15 protein-coding genes and 1 tRNA gene are annotated in these 17,789 nt (G+C 68.0%); 10 read left to right on the top strand and 6 right to left on the bottom strand.

What is annotated here, in order from left to right; translation table 11 throughout:
- Positions 1-175: 175 nt before the first annotated feature.
- The 3 genes from rpsA to polA all read right to left on the bottom strand — a co-directional run bounded on the left by rpsA (position 176) and on the right by polA (position 5,737).
- Complete coding sequence (rpsA, locus tag AB0K67_RS07755; protein WP_364054587.1) at positions 176-1,654, bottom strand: 30S ribosomal protein S1; 1,479 nt, start codon at positions 1,652-1,654, stop codon at positions 176-178.
- Between the two features lie 192 nt (positions 1,655-1,846).
- On the bottom strand, positions 1,847-2,941 hold the full coding sequence (locus AB0K67_RS07760; protein WP_364054590.1) for a polysaccharide deacetylase family protein: 1,095 nt from the start codon (positions 2,939-2,941) through the stop codon (positions 1,847-1,849).
- A 105-nt stretch (positions 2,942-3,046) separates the two neighbouring features.
- On the bottom strand, positions 3,047-5,737 hold the full coding sequence (gene polA / locus AB0K67_RS07765) for a DNA polymerase I (protein ID WP_364054593.1): 2,691 nt from the start codon (positions 5,735-5,737) through the stop codon (positions 3,047-3,049).
- Positions 5,738-5,841: 104 nt separating this feature from the next.
- On the opposite strand from polA, the gene AB0K67_RS07770 reads away from it, so the two are divergent.
- The 6 genes from AB0K67_RS07770 to AB0K67_RS07795 all read left to right on the top strand — a co-directional run bounded on the left by AB0K67_RS07770 (position 5,842) and on the right by AB0K67_RS07795 (position 11,211).
- Positions 5,842-6,213, top strand: coding sequence for a hotdog fold thioesterase (locus tag AB0K67_RS07770; RefSeq protein ID WP_364054596.1), 372 nt, complete (start codon positions 5,842-5,844; stop codon positions 6,211-6,213).
- A gap of 568 nt (positions 6,214-6,781) precedes the next feature.
- Positions 6,782-7,951: a branched-chain amino acid ABC transporter permease gene (locus AB0K67_RS07775; protein ID WP_364054599.1), complete on the top strand. Its 1,170-nt coding sequence runs from the start codon at positions 6,782-6,784 to the stop codon at positions 7,949-7,951.
- A gap of 16 nt (positions 7,952-7,967) precedes the next feature.
- Positions 7,968-8,966: a branched-chain amino acid ABC transporter permease gene (locus AB0K67_RS07780; protein ID WP_364054602.1), complete on the top strand. Its 999-nt coding sequence runs from the start codon at positions 7,968-7,970 to the stop codon at positions 8,964-8,966.
- Positions 8,956-9,900, top strand: a complete 945-nt coding sequence (locus AB0K67_RS07785; protein WP_364054605.1) for an ABC transporter ATP-binding protein — start codon at positions 8,956-8,958, stop codon at positions 9,898-9,900. The genes AB0K67_RS07780 and AB0K67_RS07785 overlap by 11 nt, the downstream gene beginning before the upstream one ends.
- Positions 9,897-10,739, top strand: a complete 843-nt coding sequence (locus tag AB0K67_RS07790; RefSeq protein ID WP_364054608.1) for an ABC transporter ATP-binding protein — start codon at positions 9,897-9,899, stop codon at positions 10,737-10,739. The genes AB0K67_RS07785 and AB0K67_RS07790 overlap by 4 nt, the downstream gene beginning before the upstream one ends.
- Before the next feature lie 70 nt (positions 10,740-10,809).
- A complete protein-coding gene (locus AB0K67_RS07795) occupies positions 10,810-11,211 on the top strand; it encodes a hypothetical protein (RefSeq protein ID WP_364054611.1) in 402 nt (133 codons plus the stop codon).
- A gap of 192 nt (positions 11,212-11,403) precedes the next feature.
- Here the strand turns inward: AB0K67_RS07795 and AB0K67_RS07800 are convergent, their stop codons facing one another.
- The gene (locus AB0K67_RS07800; protein ID WP_364054614.1) at positions 11,404-12,696 is read right to left on the bottom strand and encodes an ABC transporter substrate-binding protein; all 1,293 of its coding nucleotides are present in this window, start codon (positions 12,694-12,696) and stop codon (positions 11,404-11,406) included.
- A 394-nt stretch (positions 12,697-13,090) separates the two neighbouring features.
- Here AB0K67_RS07800 and AB0K67_RS07805 point away from each other — a divergent pair, with 394 nt between their 5' ends.
- On the top strand, positions 13,091-13,753 hold the full coding sequence (locus AB0K67_RS07805) for a hypothetical protein (RefSeq protein WP_364054617.1): 663 nt from the start codon (positions 13,091-13,093) through the stop codon (positions 13,751-13,753).
- Between the two features lie 57 nt (positions 13,754-13,810).
- Here the strand turns inward: AB0K67_RS07805 and AB0K67_RS07810 are convergent, their stop codons facing one another.
- Positions 13,811-15,112, bottom strand: a complete 1,302-nt coding sequence (locus AB0K67_RS07810) for an ABC transporter substrate-binding protein (RefSeq protein ID WP_364054620.1) — start codon at positions 15,110-15,112, stop codon at positions 13,811-13,813.
- 498 nt (positions 15,113-15,610) lie between these two features.
- Positions 15,611-16,195, bottom strand: coding sequence for a response regulator (locus AB0K67_RS07815; protein ID WP_364054623.1), 585 nt, complete (start codon positions 16,193-16,195; stop codon positions 15,611-15,613).
- A 117-nt stretch (positions 16,196-16,312) separates the two neighbouring features.
- Between AB0K67_RS07815 and AB0K67_RS07820 the strand changes: the two genes are divergently transcribed.
- The 3 genes from AB0K67_RS07820 (at position 16,313) to AB0K67_RS07830 (ending at position 17,785) form a co-directional block, all read left to right on the top strand.
- Positions 16,313-16,386 (top strand) — tRNA-Leu (locus AB0K67_RS07820).
- Positions 16,387-16,450: 64 nt separating this feature from the next.
- Positions 16,451-17,221, top strand: coding sequence for a helix-turn-helix domain-containing protein (locus AB0K67_RS07825; protein WP_364054626.1), 771 nt, complete (start codon positions 16,451-16,453; stop codon positions 17,219-17,221).
- A gap of 141 nt (positions 17,222-17,362) precedes the next feature.
- A complete protein-coding gene (locus AB0K67_RS07830) occupies positions 17,363-17,785 on the top strand; it encodes a pyridoxamine 5'-phosphate oxidase family protein (RefSeq protein ID WP_364054629.1) in 423 nt (140 codons plus the stop codon).
- The last annotated feature ends 4 nt before the right edge of the window (positions 17,786-17,789 follow it).

Here is a 17,789-nt window from a genome sequence, read left to right on the forward strand (position 1 = left end):
CAGCACGGCAGCGGCCCCAGGAGCGCGGCGCCGGCGTAACAAAAGCAGCGGAAAACCTCCCCGGCATGCGGAAGGCCCCGCACGGTGATCCGTGCGGGGCCTTCCGCCACTTCTTTCCGGCTGCGAACCCGAGGCGGCTAAGCCTCAGGCGGCGGCCGATGCCCGGTGCGGGGCGTCAGCTCTGGCCGCCCGCGAGCTTCTCGCGCAGCGCGGCGAGCGCCTCGTCAGAGGCGAGCGCGCCGCTGGCCGGAGCGGACGAGCCGCCCTGCTGGCCCTGGCTCTCGCCGCTGTAGGACGAGGGAGCGGCCTCGCCGGCCTCCGCCTCGGCCTTGCGGGCCTCCTCGATCTGCCGCCTGTGGGCCTCGTAGCGCTGCTGGGCCTCGGCGTACTGCCGCTCCCACTCCTCGCGCTGCTTGTCGAAGCCCTCGAGCCACTCCCCGGTCTCCGGGTCGAAGCCCTCGGGGTAGATGTAGTTGCCGTGCTCGTCGTAGGTGGCGGCCATGCCGTAGAGCGTCGGGTCGAACTCGACCTCGGCACCCACGCCCTCGTTCGCCTGCTTCAGCGAGAGGCTGATGCGGCGACGGTCGAGGTCGATGTCGATGATCTTGACGAAGATCTCGTCGCCGACCTGGACGACCTGCTCCGGGATCTCCACGTGGCGCTCGGCCAGCTCGGAGATGTGGACCAGGCCCTCGATGCCCTCCTCGACCCGGACGAACGCGCCGAACGGCACCAGCTTGGTGACGCGGCCCGGCACGACCTGGCCGATCTGGTGGGTGCGGGCGAACTGCTGCCAGGGGTCTTCCTGGGTGGCCTTGAGCGACAGGGAGACGCGCTCGCGCTCCATGTCGACGTCGAGGACCTCGACCGTGACCTCCTGGCCGACCTCGACGACCTCGGACGGGTGGTCGATGTGCTTCCAGGACAGCTCGGACACGTGGACCAGACCGTCGACGCCGCCGAGGTCCACGAAGGCACCGAAGTTGACGATCGAGGAGACGACGCCCTTGCGGACCTGACCCTTCTGCAGGGTGTTGAGGAAGGTCTGGCGAACCTCGGACTGCGTCTGCTCGAGCCAGGCGCGGCGCGACAGGACGACGTTGTTGCGGTTCTTGTCAAGCTCGATGATCTTGGCCTCGAGCTCACGACCCACGTACGGCTGCAGATCGCGAACACGGCGCATCTCGACCAGGGAGGCGGGGAGGAAGCCCCGCAGGCCGATGTCGAGGATGAGACCACCCTTGACGACCTCGATGACGGTGCCGGTGACGATGCCGTCCTCGTCCTTGATCTTCTCGATCGTGCCCCAGGCGCGCTCGTACTGAGCACGCTTCTTGGACAGGATCAGGCGGCCCTCCTTGTCCTCCTTCTGGAGAACGAGAGCCTCGACGTGTTCGCCGACCTCCACGACGTCAGCGGGATCGACATCGTGCTTGATCGAAAGCTCGCGCGAGGGGATGACACCCTCGGTCTTGTAGCCGATATCGAGAAGAACCTCGTCTCGATCGACCTTGACGACGGTGCCCTCGACGATGTCGCCGTCGTTGAAGTACTTGATGGTCTCGTCGATCGCCGCGAGGAAGGCTTCCTCGGACCCGATGTCGTTGACCGCTACCTGCGGGGTGCTCGAGGTGGCCTCAGTGCTGGACGTCATGTGTGGAATTGCTCCGAACGCGGACAGGATGTCGATGTGGCGGATGCGCGGCAGGCCCTCTTCCGCATCAAGCCGAGGAATTACGACATCGACGTGACCGAGCGCGAGCCCGCTCCGTCTGAGGCGCGCGCGAGCCCACAGCGCAGCGATCAGCATATGAGACCAACGCCACGGGGTCAATCCGGGGAGGTCTCAGTAGGTGATGACCTGGAGCCCATGCTTGGCGACGATATTACCCCGAGCTTTCTTCGGAATGGAGATTCTTTCCGGGTCGCCGTCGCTCACGAAGCGCTTGCGGGGATGGCGGTCCAGCCACTCGAGCCAGTATTGGGAGCACCACTTGCGGCACTCCCCCTTCTTGCCGTTGCTCTGGATGCGCTGGATCGCCCCGCGGTCGAACTTTTTCGCGTACGGCGAAACGGACGGCTCGGCCCCGGCGAGGAACACGCCGGCGAAGTCGTAGCGCGTGCCCTTCCACGAGCCCTTCCTGGCCGTCTTCTTCCCCCGGGGCATCGACCCGTACGGCAAAGCCATGGTCTGGGACGGCGGCGCGCCGAGCTTCTTCAGCAGCCGCTCGAGCCGGGCGATCTGCTCCCTGACCTTCTCGCTCTTGAGCGTGCGCAGGTCGGGGTGGCTCCAGGTGTGGTTGGCCACCTCGTAGCCGTGGTCGACCAGCCACCGCACAGCCGCCGCCTGCGCGTCGTGCTCGCGCAGCCCGAACGGCTCTTTACTCACCCAGAACGTGGCCACCGGCCGGAAGCCCGGATATCGGGCGGCCACCTCCTGGATGATGCCCACGGCGGTGTCGGGCCGCGGCCGGCCCTTGGCGTCCAGCGCGAAGTGGCTGGGGTGGCCGTCGTCGAACGTCAGCACGACGGGGAACTTGCCGGCCGGCACCCTGATGTCGCCCTTGACGAACTCGGCCGCCGTGATGGGCACGTAGCCGCGCTTGGCCAGCTTCTCCAGCTCCTTGCGGAGCTGGGCGGGCGTACGGTCGAGCGAGGCGCGCCGCTTGGCGAGGATGCGGTGGTACATCAGCACCGGCACCAGCCCCGCCTCGTTGGCGCGCACCTGCCGGGCGAACTCGGGCGTGGACACCACCCCCGGCGGCTCTCCGACCGGGGTGGGCGCGGGCGGCTCCGCGCTGCCCTGGACGGTGGTGGCGGCCTCGGGTCTGGCGTGCGGTCTCGGCTCGCCTGGCATGAGGACGAGCCCGATGACGGCGACCGTGATCACCGCTACGTTCGCGACGACGATGATCCGCGTGAGTGACGCTGGTAACCGCACGAAACTCCCGGCCGTTCGGTGATGACGGCTCCACACATTAGTGCAGAACCGCCCACGGCGCGGCTTTCGCGGCTACCGCCCCAAGCCCTCCCCGGCCCCGCCCGGTCAGTGTCCGGCGTCCTCCCAGGTGCGGCCGACGCCCACCGAGACCTCCAGCGGGACGCGCAGGTGGTAGGCGGCGTTCATCTGCTCGCGTACGAGCTGGGTGAGCCGCTCCAGCTCGCCCGGCGCGACCTCGAACACCAGCTCGTCGTGGACCTGCAGCAGCATCCGCGAGGCCAGCCCCTCCTCGGCGATCGCCCGGTGCACGTTGAGCATGGCGACCTTGATGATGTCGGCCGCCGAGCCCTGGATGGGGGCGTTGAGCGCCATCCGCTCGGCCATCTCGCGGCGCTGGCGGTTGTCGCTGGTGAGGTCGGGCAGGTAGCGGCGGCGGCCCATGATCGTCTCGGTGTAGCCGTCCTTGCGCGCCTGGGCGACGATGGCCTGCAGGAAGTCGCGGACACCGCCGAACTCCTCGAAGTACTCCTCCTTCAGCGCCCGCGCCTCGGCCACCGGGATGTTGAGCTGCCCGGCGAGCCCGAAGTCGGACAGGCCGTAGGCCAGGCCGTAGTTCATCGCCTTGATGCGGGCCCGCAGCTCGCCGTCGATCTGCTCGGGCGGCAGGTCGAACACGCGGGCGGCGGTGGCCTGGTGGAAGTCGTGGCCCGACTCGAACGCCTCGATCAGGGACTCGTCGCCCGACAGGTGGGCCATGATGCGCAGCTCGATCTGGCTGTAGTCGGCGGTCAGCAGCGTCTCGTAGCCCTCGCCGACCACGAAGCCCTGCCGGATGCGGCGGCCCTCGGCGGTGCGAATCGGGATGTTCTGCAGGTTGGGCTTCTCCGACGACAGCCGGCCGGTGGCGGCGATGATCTGGTTGAACGTGGTGTGGATGCGCCCGTCGTCGCCGATCTCCTTGATGAGGCCCTCGACCGTGGTGCGCAGCTTCTGCTGGTCGCGGTGGCGCAGCATGATCGTGGGCAGCTCGTGGTCGGTCTGGGTGGCCAGCCAGGCGAGCTGGTCGGCGTCGGTGCTGTAGCCGGTCTTGATCTTCTTCGTCTTGGGGAGGTTGAGCCGGACGAAGAGGATCTCCTGCAGCTGCTTGGGCGAGCCGAGGTTGAACTGCTCGCCGACCGAGCGGTGCGCCTCCTCCACCGCCTGCTTGACCGCGGCGCCGAACTCGGCCTCGAGGGCGGCGAAGTAGTCTCGGTCGACCGCGATGCCGGTCCGCTCCATCTCGGCGAGCACCGACAGCAGCGGCAGCTCGACGTCGGCCAGGAGCTGGGTGCCGCCCCGGCCGGCCAGGAACTTCTCCAGGGCTTCGGCCAGCTCGAGCACGACGTGGGCGCGCAGCGCGAGGTCCTTGGCCGGGGCGTCCTCGTCGTCGCCGAAGAGCGCGGCCTGCCCGTTGTCCTCGTGCTCGGCGCGCAGGTCGCGGTGGAGGTAGCGGCGGGCGAGGTCTTCGAGCGCGAACGTGCGCTGGCCCGGCATCGCGAGGTAGGCGGCGAGCGCGGTGTCGCAGCTCAGCCCGCGCAGCTCCATGCCCTGCGCCCACAGCGCCAGGATGGGCCCCTTGGCGTCGTGGACGGCCTTGGGCTTGGTGTCGTCGCCCAGCCAGGCACGCAGGGCCGCCTCGTCCTCCTCGGTCAGCTTGACCGGGTCGATGTGGGCGGCGGTGCCGTCGGGCGAGGCGATGGCGATGGCGTCGATGCGGCCGGTGCCGCTGCCGTAGACGCCCTTGAACGCGAGCCCGGCCCGGCCCTCGGGCAGCGCCGCGAGCCAGCCGGCCACCCGGCCGGGGCCGAGCAGCACGGTCTCGACCTCGAAGCCCTGCTCGGGCTCCTGCTCGCCGGTGCCGAGCACCTTGAAGACCCGATCGCGCAGCTCGCCGCGGATCTGCAGGGTGTCGAACAGCTTGTCGATCTCTTCGCGCTCCCAGGCGCCCTGCTTCAGCTCGGCGGGCTCGGCCTCGATCGGGACGTCGCGCAGCAGCTCGGTCAGCCGGCGGTTCATCAGCACCTGGGCGACGTGTTCGCGCAGCTTGTCGCCGACCTTGCCCTTGACCTCGTCGACCCGGTCGACGAGCGCGGCGAGCGAGCCGTATTCGCGCACCCACTTGGCCGCGGTCTTCTCCCCCACGCCGGGGATGCTCAGGAGGTTGTCGCTGGGGTCGCCGCGCAGGGCGGCGAAGTCGGGGTACTGCGCCGGGGTCAGACCGTATTTCTCCTGGACCGCCTCGGGGGTGAAGCGGGTCATGTCGCTGATGCCGCGCCGCGTCATCAGGACCGTGACGTGCTCGTCGACGAGCTGCAGCGCGTCGCGGTCACCGGTGACGATCAGAACGTCCATGCCCTGCTCGCGCGCACGGGTGGCCAGGGTGGCGATGAGGTCGTCGGCCTCGAAGCCGGCCTTGGACAGGCGCGGGATGCGCAGCACGTCGAGCAGCTCGAAGATGAGCTGCATCTGGCCGCGGAAGTCCTCGGGCGTCTCGGCCCTGTTGGCCTTGTAGTCGGCGTATTCCTCATGGCGGAACGTCGGCTCCGACCGGTCGAAGGCCACCGCGACATGCGTGGGGCGCTCGTCGCGCAGGACGTTGGTCAGCATCGAGGTGAACCCGTAGACCGCCTCGGTGTGCTGACCGTCGGTGGTCATGAGGTTGGCGTCTTTGAGCGCGTAGAACGCGCGATAGGCCAGCGAATGCCCGTCGAGCAGCAGCAGGCACGGGCGGCTGGGGGTCACTTCACTCTTCGGCACACCCGCAGCCTAGTCTGCGTCTCCGACAGAAAACCCGAGCTCGGAAGAGTGGAGGCGTCACTTTGACGCAGACCGACCCTATGGACGTCTCGATACTCCGCGACATGCACAAGAACACGCTCGCCGACCGGATGGGCATCGAGTTCCTCGAGGTCTCGGCGGAGCGGGTGGTGGGCCGGATGCCGGTCGAGGGGAACACGCAGCCGTACGGGCTGCTGCACGGCGGGGCCTCGGCGGTGCTGGCCGAGACGCTGGGCTCGGTGGGCGCGGCCGTGCACGCCGGCGCCGGCCGGATCGCCGTGGGTATCGAGATCAACGCCACCCATCACCGCTCGGCCCGCGAGGGCTGGGTCACGGGGGTGGCGACCCGGCTGCACGGCGGCAGGACGCTGGCGACGTACGACATCGAGATCACCGACGAGCAGGGCAGGCGCGTGTGCACCTCACGCCTCACCTGCATGCTTCGTGACGCTTGACCAGAAGCGTCCCATACGTCACTCTCTTCGACCCTTTGCGCATGCCCCCCGCGGGTCGCTACGGTGGTTTCACCAGAGCCCGCGGGGAGGCCAAGTAGAAAACGTGTCCGGCCCCGCGTATGCGGGGTGCTCCCGTGTACGGCCGACGGCGCCTGACATGGCCCCAACGGCCGCCCCCGCGGGCTCGTCCACCCTTATCTTCCGATCGTTACGAGATCGTTTCCTCCGCGCGCCAGGTGTCTACCCCGATTTAGCCCCTGACCTGCCAGGTTGTTTGCTCACATCAGTGACACACGCATGTCACTAATTGGTGACGAACGATACTGAAACGGGCGTAGCCGCAATAAGCTCCCGCCATTGCATCCCAGTTGTGCCTGCGATGCGCGCGTGTCGAGATGGAGGGGCACAACCCCGCCTTGACCTACTTGAGGGAGCACCATTGCGCAGAGCCGTGATCGCGTTCACGGCCTTTCTGAGTGGACTCATCTTCCTGCTTGCCGGCCCCGCGCACGCGGATCCAGCCGATTGCCAGGGGTTGAGGGGAACGCTCAAACTCCAAGGCCAGCCAGTGAACGGCGCCAAAATCGCCGTGACCACCGAAAGCGGGCAACCCGTCGAGGAGGTCACCACCAATCCCCAGGGCACGTGGGAAGTACAGGTCGACAAACCGGGTAAGTACAAGGTCACGCTCGATGTCAGCACCCTTCCGCAGAACGCGGAGGTGCGCGGCGGCAACAACACCCGTACGCCGACCGTTTACGAAGGCAACTGCTCGACCGTCCTCTTCGCGCTCCAGCCCAAGGGCGCGGCCGGCGAGCAGCAGCAGGAGGAGGGCGGCACCAGCGGCGGCAGCACGTTCTGGGCGCAGGCCGCCCAGCTCACCTTCGAAGGCCTCAACCTCGGCCTCATCATCGCGCTGGCCGCGCTCGGCCTGTCGCTGATCTACGGCACCACCGGCCTGACCAACTTCGCCCACGGCGAGCTGGTCACCCTGGGCGCCCTGCTGGCCTACGGCTTCAACGTCGGCCTGGGCCTGCACCTGATCCCGGCCGCCATCATCGCCGTCCTCGTCGCAGCGGTGCTCGGCTACTTTCAGGATCGCCTGTTCTGGGGCAAGCTCCGTAAGCGGGGCACCGGCATCATCGCCATGATGATCATCTCGATCGGTGTGGCGCTCTTCATGCGCTACATGTTCCTGATCTTCTTCGGCGGCCAGACCGAAGCGTACGCCCAGTACAACGCGCAACCGGGCATCGAGATCGGCCCCATCTCGGCCGCTCCCAAGAACCTGGTCGCCATGGGCATCGAGCTCGTCGTGCTGATCATCGTCGGGTTCGCGCTGCTGCGGACGAGGACCGGCAAGGCGGCCCGTGCGGTGGCCGACAACCCGGCGCTCGCGGCCTCCTCCGGCATCAACGTCGACCGCGTCATCAGGATCATCTGGACCGGCGGCGGCGCCATCGCCGCGCTGGCCGGCATCATGCTGGCGCTCTCCCAGAACCTGAAGTACACGATGGGCCAGGAGATCCTCCTGCTCATCTTCGCCGGCGTGACGCTCGGCGGCCTGGGCACCGCGTTCGGCGCCCTGGTCGGCTCGCTCGTGGTCGGCCTGTTCATCCAGGTCTCCACGCTGTGGGTGCCGCCGGAGCTGAAGAACGTCGGTGCGCTGGCCGTGCTCATCATCGTGCTCCTCGTTCGGCCGCAGGGCATCCTGGGCCGCCGCGAGCGGATCGGCTGATCGGGGGAGGATCAGAATGGACTGGATCACGATTCTCAGCACCACCATCAAGTCCGCGATCAACGTGGAGACGGTGCTGTACGGCCTGGCCGCGATCGGCCTGAACATCCACTTCGGCTACACCGGCCTGCTCAACTTCGGCCAGGCCGCGTTCATGGGCGTGGCCGGCTACGGCATGGCGGTCATGGTGACCGTCATGGGCCTGCCGTTCTGGGTCGGCATCGCGGTCGGCATCGCAGGCGCGGTCGTCCTCGCGTTCCTGCTCGGCATCCCGACCCTGCAGCTGCGCGCCGACTACCTCGCCATCGTCACCATCGCCGCGGCCGAGATCGTCCGGCTCATCTTCCGCTCGGTGACGTTCAAGGACATCTTCGGCGGCTCCGACGGACAGCGCGGCTTCAGCGACGGCTTCTACGCGCTGAACCCGTACCCCGAGGGCGACTACGGCTTCAACCTCGGCCCGATCCCGCTGTTCTTCAACAACCGCTCGATGTGGGTGCTGACCGTCGGCTGGGTGCTCATCGCGCTGTGCTGCCTCATCGTCTTCATGCTCATGAAGAGCCCGTGGGGCCGCGTGCTCAAGGCCATCCGCGAGGACGAGGACGCGGTGCGCAGCCTGGGCAAGAGCGTGTTCTCGTACAAGATGCAGGCGCTCATCCTCGGTGGCGTCATCGGCTGCCTGGGCGGCTTCATCTACGGCCTGGCGTACGGCTCCGTGCAGCCCGACGTCTTCGGCACCGAGACCACGTTCTACCTCTACACGATGATCATTCTGGGCGGCGCGGCCCGCGTGCTCGGCCCGGTCGTCGGCGCGATGCTGTTCTGGGTGCTGCTGGTCCTGCTCAACGGCGTGCTCAGCGAGGCCGTCGCGGCCGGCTACATCACCTTCATCGACGTCAACCAGGTCGGCGCGCTGCGGTACGTCCTGGTCGGTCTCGGCCTCATCCTGTTGCTCGTCTTCCGGCCACAGGGCATCTTCGGTGACAAGAGGGAGATAGCGATCGATGCACGCTGAGACCCAGAACACGACCAGCGAGCGCAAGGCCGCCGCACTGGCCGCGTTCGCCGACCTGCCCCGCGACCCGGGCGTGCCCAAGCCGGATCCCATCCTCGTGGTCGACAAGGTGGTGCGCCGCTTCGGCGGTCTCACCGCCGTCAACGTCGATCACGTCGAGATCCAGCGCGGCTCCATCACCGCGCTGATCGGGCCCAACGGCGCCGGCAAGACGACGTTCTTCAACCAGCTCACCGGCTTCGACACGGCCGACTCCGGCACGTGGACCTTCAACGGCAAGCCCATGAACGGCGTGCCCGCGCACAAGGTCGCCCGCGCCGGCATGGTGCGCACGTTCCAGCTCACCAAGGCGCTGTCCCGGCTGACCGTGCTGGAGAACATGCGCCTGGGCGCCCAGCAGCAGAAAGGCGAGAGCTTCTGGCGCGCCATGTTCCCCGCCTTCTGGCGCGACCAGGAGGCGGAGATCACCGAGCGGGCCGAGGAGCTACTGGCCCGGTTCAAGCTCGACGCCAAGCGCGACGACTTCGCCGGTTCGCTGTCCGGCGGCCAGCGCAAGCTGCTGGAGATGGCCCGCGCGCTCATGGTCAAGCCGGAGCTGGTCATGCTCGACGAGCCGATGGCCGGTGTGAACCCGGCGCTGACGCAGTCGCTGCTCGGCCACGTCAAGGACCTGCGCGAGCAGGGCATGACGGTGCTGTTCGTCGAGCACGACATGGACATGGTCCGCGACATCAGCGACTGGGTGATCGTCATGGCTCAGGGCGCGGTCATCGCCGAGGGCCCGCCCTCGACGATCATGTCGGACGAGCGCGTCGTCGACGCCTACCTGGGCGCCCACCACGACGCGCCGCTTACCGACACCGAGCTTGAGTCCCAGCTCCACGAGGCCGAGGAGGCCCTCGAAGCCGAGATCGAAGAGGAGGCCCAGAAGTGAGCGCCGACGAATCGCCGACCCCGGCGAACGGGCAGGCCGAAGAGCCCACCCCGGAGGCCGCCCCGGCGAAGTCGGCGCGCGCCGTCACCGACCGCAGCGCCCACCTGGAGGGCGCCAAGGACGCGGTGCTGCGCTGCGACGAGCTCATCGCGGGCTACCTGCCGGGCGTCAACATCCTCAACGGCACCGACCTGTACGTGAAGCCGGGCGAGCTGATCGGCATCATCGGTCCCAACGGCGCCGGCAAGTCGACGCTGCTGAAGGCCATGTTCGGGCTGGTCACCATCCGCAGCGGCACCGTCCTGCTCAAGGGCGAGGACATCACGAACATGAAGGCGCACGACCTGGTCTCGCGGGGCGTCGGCTACGTCCCGCAGACCAACAACGTCTTCCCCAGCCTCACCATCGAGGAGAACCTCGAGATGGGCGCCTTCCAGGTGCCGGGGAAGTTCAAGGAGCGCTTCGAGTTCGTGGCCGAGCTGTTCCCCGCGCTCAAGGAGCGGCGCAAGCAGCGCGCCGGCTCCCTGTCGGGCGGTGAGCGGCAGATGGTGGCGATGGCGCGGGCGCTCATGACCGAACCGTCCGTGCTGCTGCTGGACGAGCCGTCCGCGGGCCTGTCGCCGAAGCTGCAGGACCTGGTCTTCATCCAGGCCCAGCAGATCAACAAGGCGGGCGTGACCGTGATCATGGTGGAGCAGAACGCACGCCGCTGCCTGCAGATCTGCCACCGCGGCTACGTCCTCGACCAGGGCCGCAACGCCTACACCGGCACCGGGCGGCAGCTCGCCGACGACCCCAAGGTCATCGAGCTGTACCTCGGCACGCTCGCGAAGGCGTAACGTAACGGATCAACCGCAAGACGGGGAAGGGCCTCCCTCGGGAGCCCTTCCCCGTTCTTGAATGTGCGCTGTGAAACGATTCGCGGCAGTCGCACTCATCGTCCCCGCCCTCCTCGTCGGCTGCCAGGAGGCCGCGTCCTCCTCGGCCAAGTACAGCACCGGCGGCGACCCCGCCGACGACCCGTGCGCGCGCGTGGTCTCCGCCATCGGGTACGCCGACCTGCTGCTGGAGCCCCAGGGCCAGGAGGAGCGTCAGAACTTCGAGGACGCCGTCATCGGCCGCCTGGCCGAGGCGTACGGCATCACGACCGAGTTCGCCGACCGGCTGCCCGGCTCGCTGAAGCCGGCCGCCGAGACCGTCAAGGCCACCACGGCCCGCCTGTCGAAGAGCGACGTCCCCCGGGAGCGGCAGGTGGCGCTGCTCAAGCAGTACCGCGCGGCCGCCGACCGGATCGTGGCCGGCTGCAAGTGACCTCGGGCCCTTCGCCGGTGGGCACGGGCCTGTTCGCCCTTGAGCGACCCCTTCGCCCTTCAGCGCAAGAACCTCCGCCCTTGAGCGGGCTCCTTCGCCGGTGGGCACGGGCTTGGCACGAGGAAGGGCCCCTGACACGGGAAAGGGCCCGGCCGTGATGGCCGGGCCCTCAACTCGAGTGCCGGGTGCTGCTCAGCCCTCGATGTTGCCGGTACGGTACTCCAGCGCCTTGGCCGGGTACTTGTTGTCGTCGCCGTACTGGTAGATGCCGATGGTGGCGACGGCCGGGTCACCGGCGTCGTTGAACTCGACCGGACCGCTGACGCCCTCGTAGTCGATGTCCTTACCGGCCTTCAGCAGGTCGACGCACTCCTTGAAGTTCGTGCACTTCTCGCCGCCCTTGCTGACCTCGCCCAGCTTCGCCGCGATGTCCGGGCCCGCGTCGCTCTTGGCGGCCTCGGCGGCCAGCGCGATCAGGTTCGCCGCGTCGTACGACTCGGGGGCGTAGGTGAAGTCCTCGAGCTTGGGGTCGACGGCGAGCAGCTTGTCGCGGAACTCGTCGGGAGCGGCGGCGCCGGGGAAGGTGCCCTTGACGCCCTTCAGCGTGCCCTTCGGCATCTTCACGTAGTTGGTGTTCGACATGTTGCCGTCCACCATGTACCACTTGTGCTTGCTGGCCGGCAGACCCTGCTTGACCAGCTCCTGGATGACCTTGGAGGTCTCCTCGAAGCCGATGAGCACGATGCCCTTGGGGTTCTTGGCCTTGATCTTGGCGACGTCCGCCGAGAAGTCGGCCGCCTTCGGGTCGTAGTCGACGCGCTCGACGACCTCGCCGCCGGCGTCGGTGACGGTCTTCTGGACCTGGTCGGCCAGGCCGGTGCCGTACGAGTCCTGCATCGCCAGGATGCCGACGGTGTCGTTGCCGTCGGAGATGACGAGGTCACCGAGGACGCGGCCCTGCAGCTTGTCCGGCGGAGCCGTACGGAAGTACAGGCCGTTGTCCTTGATCGTGGTGAACTTGTCGGAGGTGTTGGCCGGCGAGAAGTGCACCACGCCCGCACCCGTGATCTTGTCGATGACCGACTCCGACACCGACGAGGACGCCGCACCGATGATGGCGTCCGCGTTCTGGGCGAGCAGCTTGTCAACCGACTGCGAGGCGATGTTCGTCGTCGTGTCACCGGAGTCGGTGTCGTGCTTGACGACAGGCTTGCCGAGCACGCCGCCCGCCTCGTTGATCTCCTTCACCGCCAGGTCGACACCTGCGAACTCGGGCGGGCCGAGGAACGCCAGCGAACCGGTCTGGGGCAGCAGGGTGCCAAGGGTGAGCGTGCCATCGCCCTTCGCCGCGGGAGCGGAAGAGGCCGGAGCGGCACTCTCGGAAGTCTGCGTGGCGGTGTCACCGCCACCACCGCAGGCTGTCAGGGCGAGGCTGGTGGCAGCCACGACAGCCAGCGCCCGCCCCACGGGAGCAATGCGGATCATGAAGTGTCTCCTTCATTCCAGGCCGGGATCCGTCAGCACCGCCGAGCGTTCCCGATCGAATGCAGGAAACGTACAAAACCGTCGCATGATCCAACCAGATGCGGTGGGGAACTGTCGGCACTTGGATGCGGAGTCGTAATCACTCCTCAACTTACGGACCTGGGCAAGGACGCTTAATGTGCGATAGGTGAAGCGCATAACCCCCGTTCTTGCGACGGTGCTGCTCGCGGCCGGTTGCGGCACCACCGAACCGGCTTCATCTGCCCCTGCCGCGCCGCCGCCAGGGGTCACGGTCTCGCTGGCGCAATATCGCTCGGATGAAGCGGCCCACCGGCTTCTGGTGGCCGTCCGAAACATTTATGAAACACGCGTTTATTTCGCCGATGTCCAGCTCGTGTCGGCGTCCTTCAAGACCTTGCCGCCGCAGCGCGCCGACGCCGTCATCGGCAAAACCGAACGCACCGACCTCCCGCTCCCCTACGGCCCCGCCAACTGCCTGCCCAAGGGCCTGCCCGAGGTCGCACCCGCCAAGATCGTCGCCAGGATCAGCGTCGGTGACGAGCCGCCCAGGACCGTCGCCTTCCCGGTGCCGCACCCCGACCCGCTGCTGGCCAGGGTGCTGCGCGACGAATGCTCCGAATACCTGGTCAAACAGGCCGTCAACATCGAGTTCGGGCCGGAATGGAAGGAGACCGGCTCCGGCGCGGACGCGGTCATGCGGGGCGACCTCATCGTCACGCGGCGCGGCCCCGGCGCCGTCCGCCTCGTCTCCATGGGCGGCACCACCCACTACATCGTCGGCCACGACGAGCCGCTCGGCGTGCTCGACCCGGGAACGCAGCAGATCCGGGCGCCGATCCGGCTCTCCCCCGGCCGCTGCGACGCCCACGCCTTCGCCGAGGCCAAGAAAGCGTTCCTGTTCCCCGTACGCGTCACGCTCGACGGCGGAGAGGAGCGCGTCGTGATCGTCTCACCGCCCAAGCCCCTGCAGGACCGGCTCATCCTGTACGCCGCCCGCACCTGCGGCCTGCCCCAGCAGCCCGGAAGCCCCAAATGAAAGACCGCCTCCCCCGCGGGCGCGGCGCGGGAGAGGCGGTCTCGGTGACAGGCGGGATCAGCCCGCGATCTTGCCCGTCCGGTACTCGAGAGCCTTGCTCGGGTACTTGTTGTCGTCCCCGTACTGGTAGACGCCGATCGTCGCCACCTGCGGGTCACCGTTGTCGTCGAACTCGACCGGACCGCTGATGCCGTCGTAGTCGATGTCCTTGCCCGCCTTCAGCAGCTCGACGCACTCCTTGAAGCTCTTGCACTTCTCGCCTTCCTTGCTGACCTCGGGCAGCTTGGAGGCGATGGAGCGGCCGCTGTCGTCCTTGGCGGCCTCGGCGGCCAGCGCGATCAGGTTCGCGGCGTCGTAGGACTCGGCGGCGTAGGTGTAGTCGTCGAGGTCCTTGTTGATGTCCTTGAGCTTGTCCCTGAAGGCGTCCGGCGCCTCAGCGCCGGGAATGGTGCCCTTGACGCCCTTCAGCGTGCCCTTCGGCATGCCCGCGTAGTTGGTGTTCGACATGTTGCCGTCCACCATGTACCACTTGTGCTTGTCCGCCGTCAGGCCCTGCTTGACCAGCTCGGCCACGACCTTGGCGCCCTCCTCGAAGCCGATCAGCACGATCGCCTTCGGGTTCTTCGCCTTGATCTTGGCGACGTCAGCGGAGAAGTCGGCCGCCTTCGGGTCGTAGTCGACCCGCTCCACCACGCTCGCACCGGCCGCCTCGGCCGTCGCCGTCACCTGGTCGGCCAGGCCGGAGCCGTACGAGTCCTGCATCGCCAGGATGCCGATCGTGTCGTTGCCGTCGGCCGCGATCACGTCACCGAGGACGCGGCCCTGCAGCTTGTCCGGCGGAGCCGTACGGAAGTACAGGCCGTCGTCCTTGATCGTGGTGAACTTGTCGGAGGTGTTGGCCGGCGAGAACTGCACGATCCCCGCACCCGTGATCTTGTCGATGATCGACTCCGACACCGACGAGGACGCGGCGCCGATGATGGCGTCGGCGTTCTGCGCGATCAGCTTGTCCACCGACTGCGAGGCGATGTTCGTGCTGGTGTCGCCCGAGTCCGTGTGCACCACGTTGATCGGCTTGCCGAGCACGCCGCCGGCCTCGTTGATCTCCTTCACCGCGAGATCCACGCCTGCGAACTCGGGCGGGCCGAGGAACGCCAGCGAACCGGTCTGGGGCAGGACCGTGCCAAGCGTCAAGGTGCCGTCGCCCTTCGCCGCCGGGGCCGAGGAGGCCGCCGAGGACGCCGGGGCGGCGGACTCCTGCGCGGCCGTGTCGCCGCCGCCACTGCCACATGCCGTCAAAGCCAGGCTCGCCGCGGCCGCGACCGCCAGGACGCGCCCAGCCGGAGCAATGCGGTTCATCAAAATGAGACTCCCCCTATCTCAACGAAGGGACGATCGCCTTCGCCGGGTTTAACGGGCTCAGCATGCCCGGTGTGGGGTGAAATGGGGAGTTCTCCCGATGTTTTTATGCCGATTCGTAATGTCGCAAGCACGGATGGTAATGGTTTGTTTCATGAGCGTTACGAGCGTGGCCGACACCAGGACAGGGAGGTGATATTTCGGGATCAGCGGTCAAATACACCAACAGTCCCTTGCGTCCCAATTTCTGGGGCGACCGGGCGGCCACAGGGCGATCCGCGCCCAGGGTTCCGTACGGACCGAAACTCCCGGAAGCACGCCGAAAAGGCGTGCCCGACCGCGACACACACCGGAGCACGGCCGGGCACGCCCGACGACAGGGGCGGACACCGCCTTCAGCCCAGGCGCCACCCGCCCGAGAACCGGCGCACAGGAGCGCCAGGGAACCGCCCCCTCAGAGCTCAGAGGAGGCGCCCGCAGAAGCCCGGATCGGCACCCTCAGGAACGCTCCGCCGCGTCCTGGATGACGATCTGCGCGACCTCGCGCATGCTCAGCCGCCGGTCCATCGACGCCTTCTGGATCCAACGGAACGCCTGGGGCTCCGTCCACCCGTGCTGCGCCATCAACTGACCCTTGGCCCGCTCGACCAGCTTGCGGGTCTCCAGACGCTCGGACAGGTTCGACACCTCGTTCGCGAGCGCCACCATCTCGTCGTGCCTGCTGACCGCCATCTCGATCGCCGGCACCAGATCCGCCTTCGTGAACGGCTTGACCAGGTAGGCCATCGCCCCCGCATCCCGCGCCCGCTCCACCAGGTCACGCTGGGAGAAGGCGGTCAGGATGAGGCACGGGGCGATGCGCATCTCGGTGATCCGCTCGGCCGCCGAGATGCCGTCGAGCACGGGCATCTTCACGTCGAGGATGACCAGGTCGGGTTTCAGCTCGGCGGCCAGCCGGATCGCCTGCTCACCGTCACCGGCCTCGCCCACGACGACGTAGCCGTCCTCCTGGAGCATCTCCTTGAGGTCGAGGCGGATCAGGGCCTCGTCTTCCGCGATCACTACTCGCCGCTGCGTACTCACGAGCAGAAGAGTACCGACGTCCGGTAGATTAGATCCACGCTGGATCGATCCGGCCCATGCTTAGGCTAGGATTCCAACGCGCGGGACCCCCACGCCTCCGGACATATCCGGATCTCAGCCCCGGTATTCCAATTGGCAGAGAAGGCGGATTCAAAACCCGCACAGTGTGGGTTCGAATCCCACCCGGGGCACCTGACACGACCGCCTGGCATCCGGCCGGGCGGTTTTGTCGTACCCGGATGCGACACTCTCCGCGTGTACGATCTCACGGTCCGTGAGCAGGCCCTCCGCCTGCTCGCCTCAGGGCTCAGCATCAGCGAGGCGAGCCGTCAGACCGGAGTCAGCCGCGCCGCCATCCGCGAGTGGCGCGACCGTCCGGCGCACGACTCCCCCATGACCGGCACCTGCCCCCGCTGCGCGGCGGCGCCTCATCTCCCTGCGCCCACCGGCGACTACGCCTATCTCCTGGGTCTCTATCTCGGCGACGGCTGCATCTCCTGGGTCGGAGACCGGGCCAAGCGCGTCTGGTCCCTGCGGATCATGTGCGCCGACAGCTGGCCCGGCCTCGTGCGGGAGTGCGTCGAGGCGCTACGGGCGATCCGGCCGACCAACAAGGTCCGGGTGCTGCGGCGGCAGGGGTGCAGCGAGGTCAACTCCTACTCCAAGCACTGGCCGCACCTCTTCCCCCAGCACGGCCCCGGCAAGAAACACGACCGCGAGATCACCCTCCTCTCCTGGCAGAGGGAGATCGTCACCACGCATCCGGGGCGCTTCGTGCGCGGGCTGATGCACTCCGACGGCTACCGCGGGGTCAACCGCGTCCGCCGCGACCTGCCCAGCGGTGTCCGCTGGTACGAATACCCCCGCTACCTGTTCAAGAACGAGTCGGCGGACATCCTCGCCCTGTGCGGCGAGGCCCTCGACCTGCTCGGCGTCGCCTGGCGCTACAACAAGCGCAACGAGTTGTCCGTCGCGCGGCGGGAGGCCGTTGAGCTGCTCGATCGCCACGTCGGCCCCAAATACTGACCGTTTCTGCGGCAGATGGGGCGGGTGTGCGTGGAGGCGTCAGGGAGAGAACAGCGAAGGATGGTGGGTTCGGGACTTTTCGGAATCCCGCACAGCGGGAATCACCGTTCCAGATCGACGAACGCACGGGGGTGGGGTGGCATGCCGTTGAGCCTGGCTGACCGGGAGGAGTTCCTGGCGGAGCCGCACATCGCGAGCCTGGCGGTGGAGTCCGGTGACGGGCGGGGCCCGCTGACGGTCCCCGTCTGGTACGACTACTCCCCGGGTGGCGACGTGAGGTTCCTGACCGATGGGGATTCTGTGAAGGCCAGGCTGATCGCGAAGGCCGGGCGGTTCTCGCTCCTGGTGCAGCGTTCGAGCCCGACGTACCGGTACGTGTCCGTAGAGGGTCCGGTGGTGCGGTCGGGGCCGACGACGCTGGAGGACCTGACCAGGATCTCCTCCCGCTATCTGCCGCCCGACGCCGTGTCGGGCTATGTGCAGGGGTCCGATCTCAACGTGCTGGTGACGTTCAGGATGCGGCCGGAACATTGGCTGTCGGCCGACCTGGGCGCGCTGGGCTGAGCTG

It is taken from the genome of Nonomuraea sp. NPDC052634 (genome assembly GCF_040678535.1).
GTDB lineage: Bacteria > Actinomycetota > Actinomycetes > Streptosporangiales > Streptosporangiaceae > Nonomuraea > Nonomuraea fastidiosa.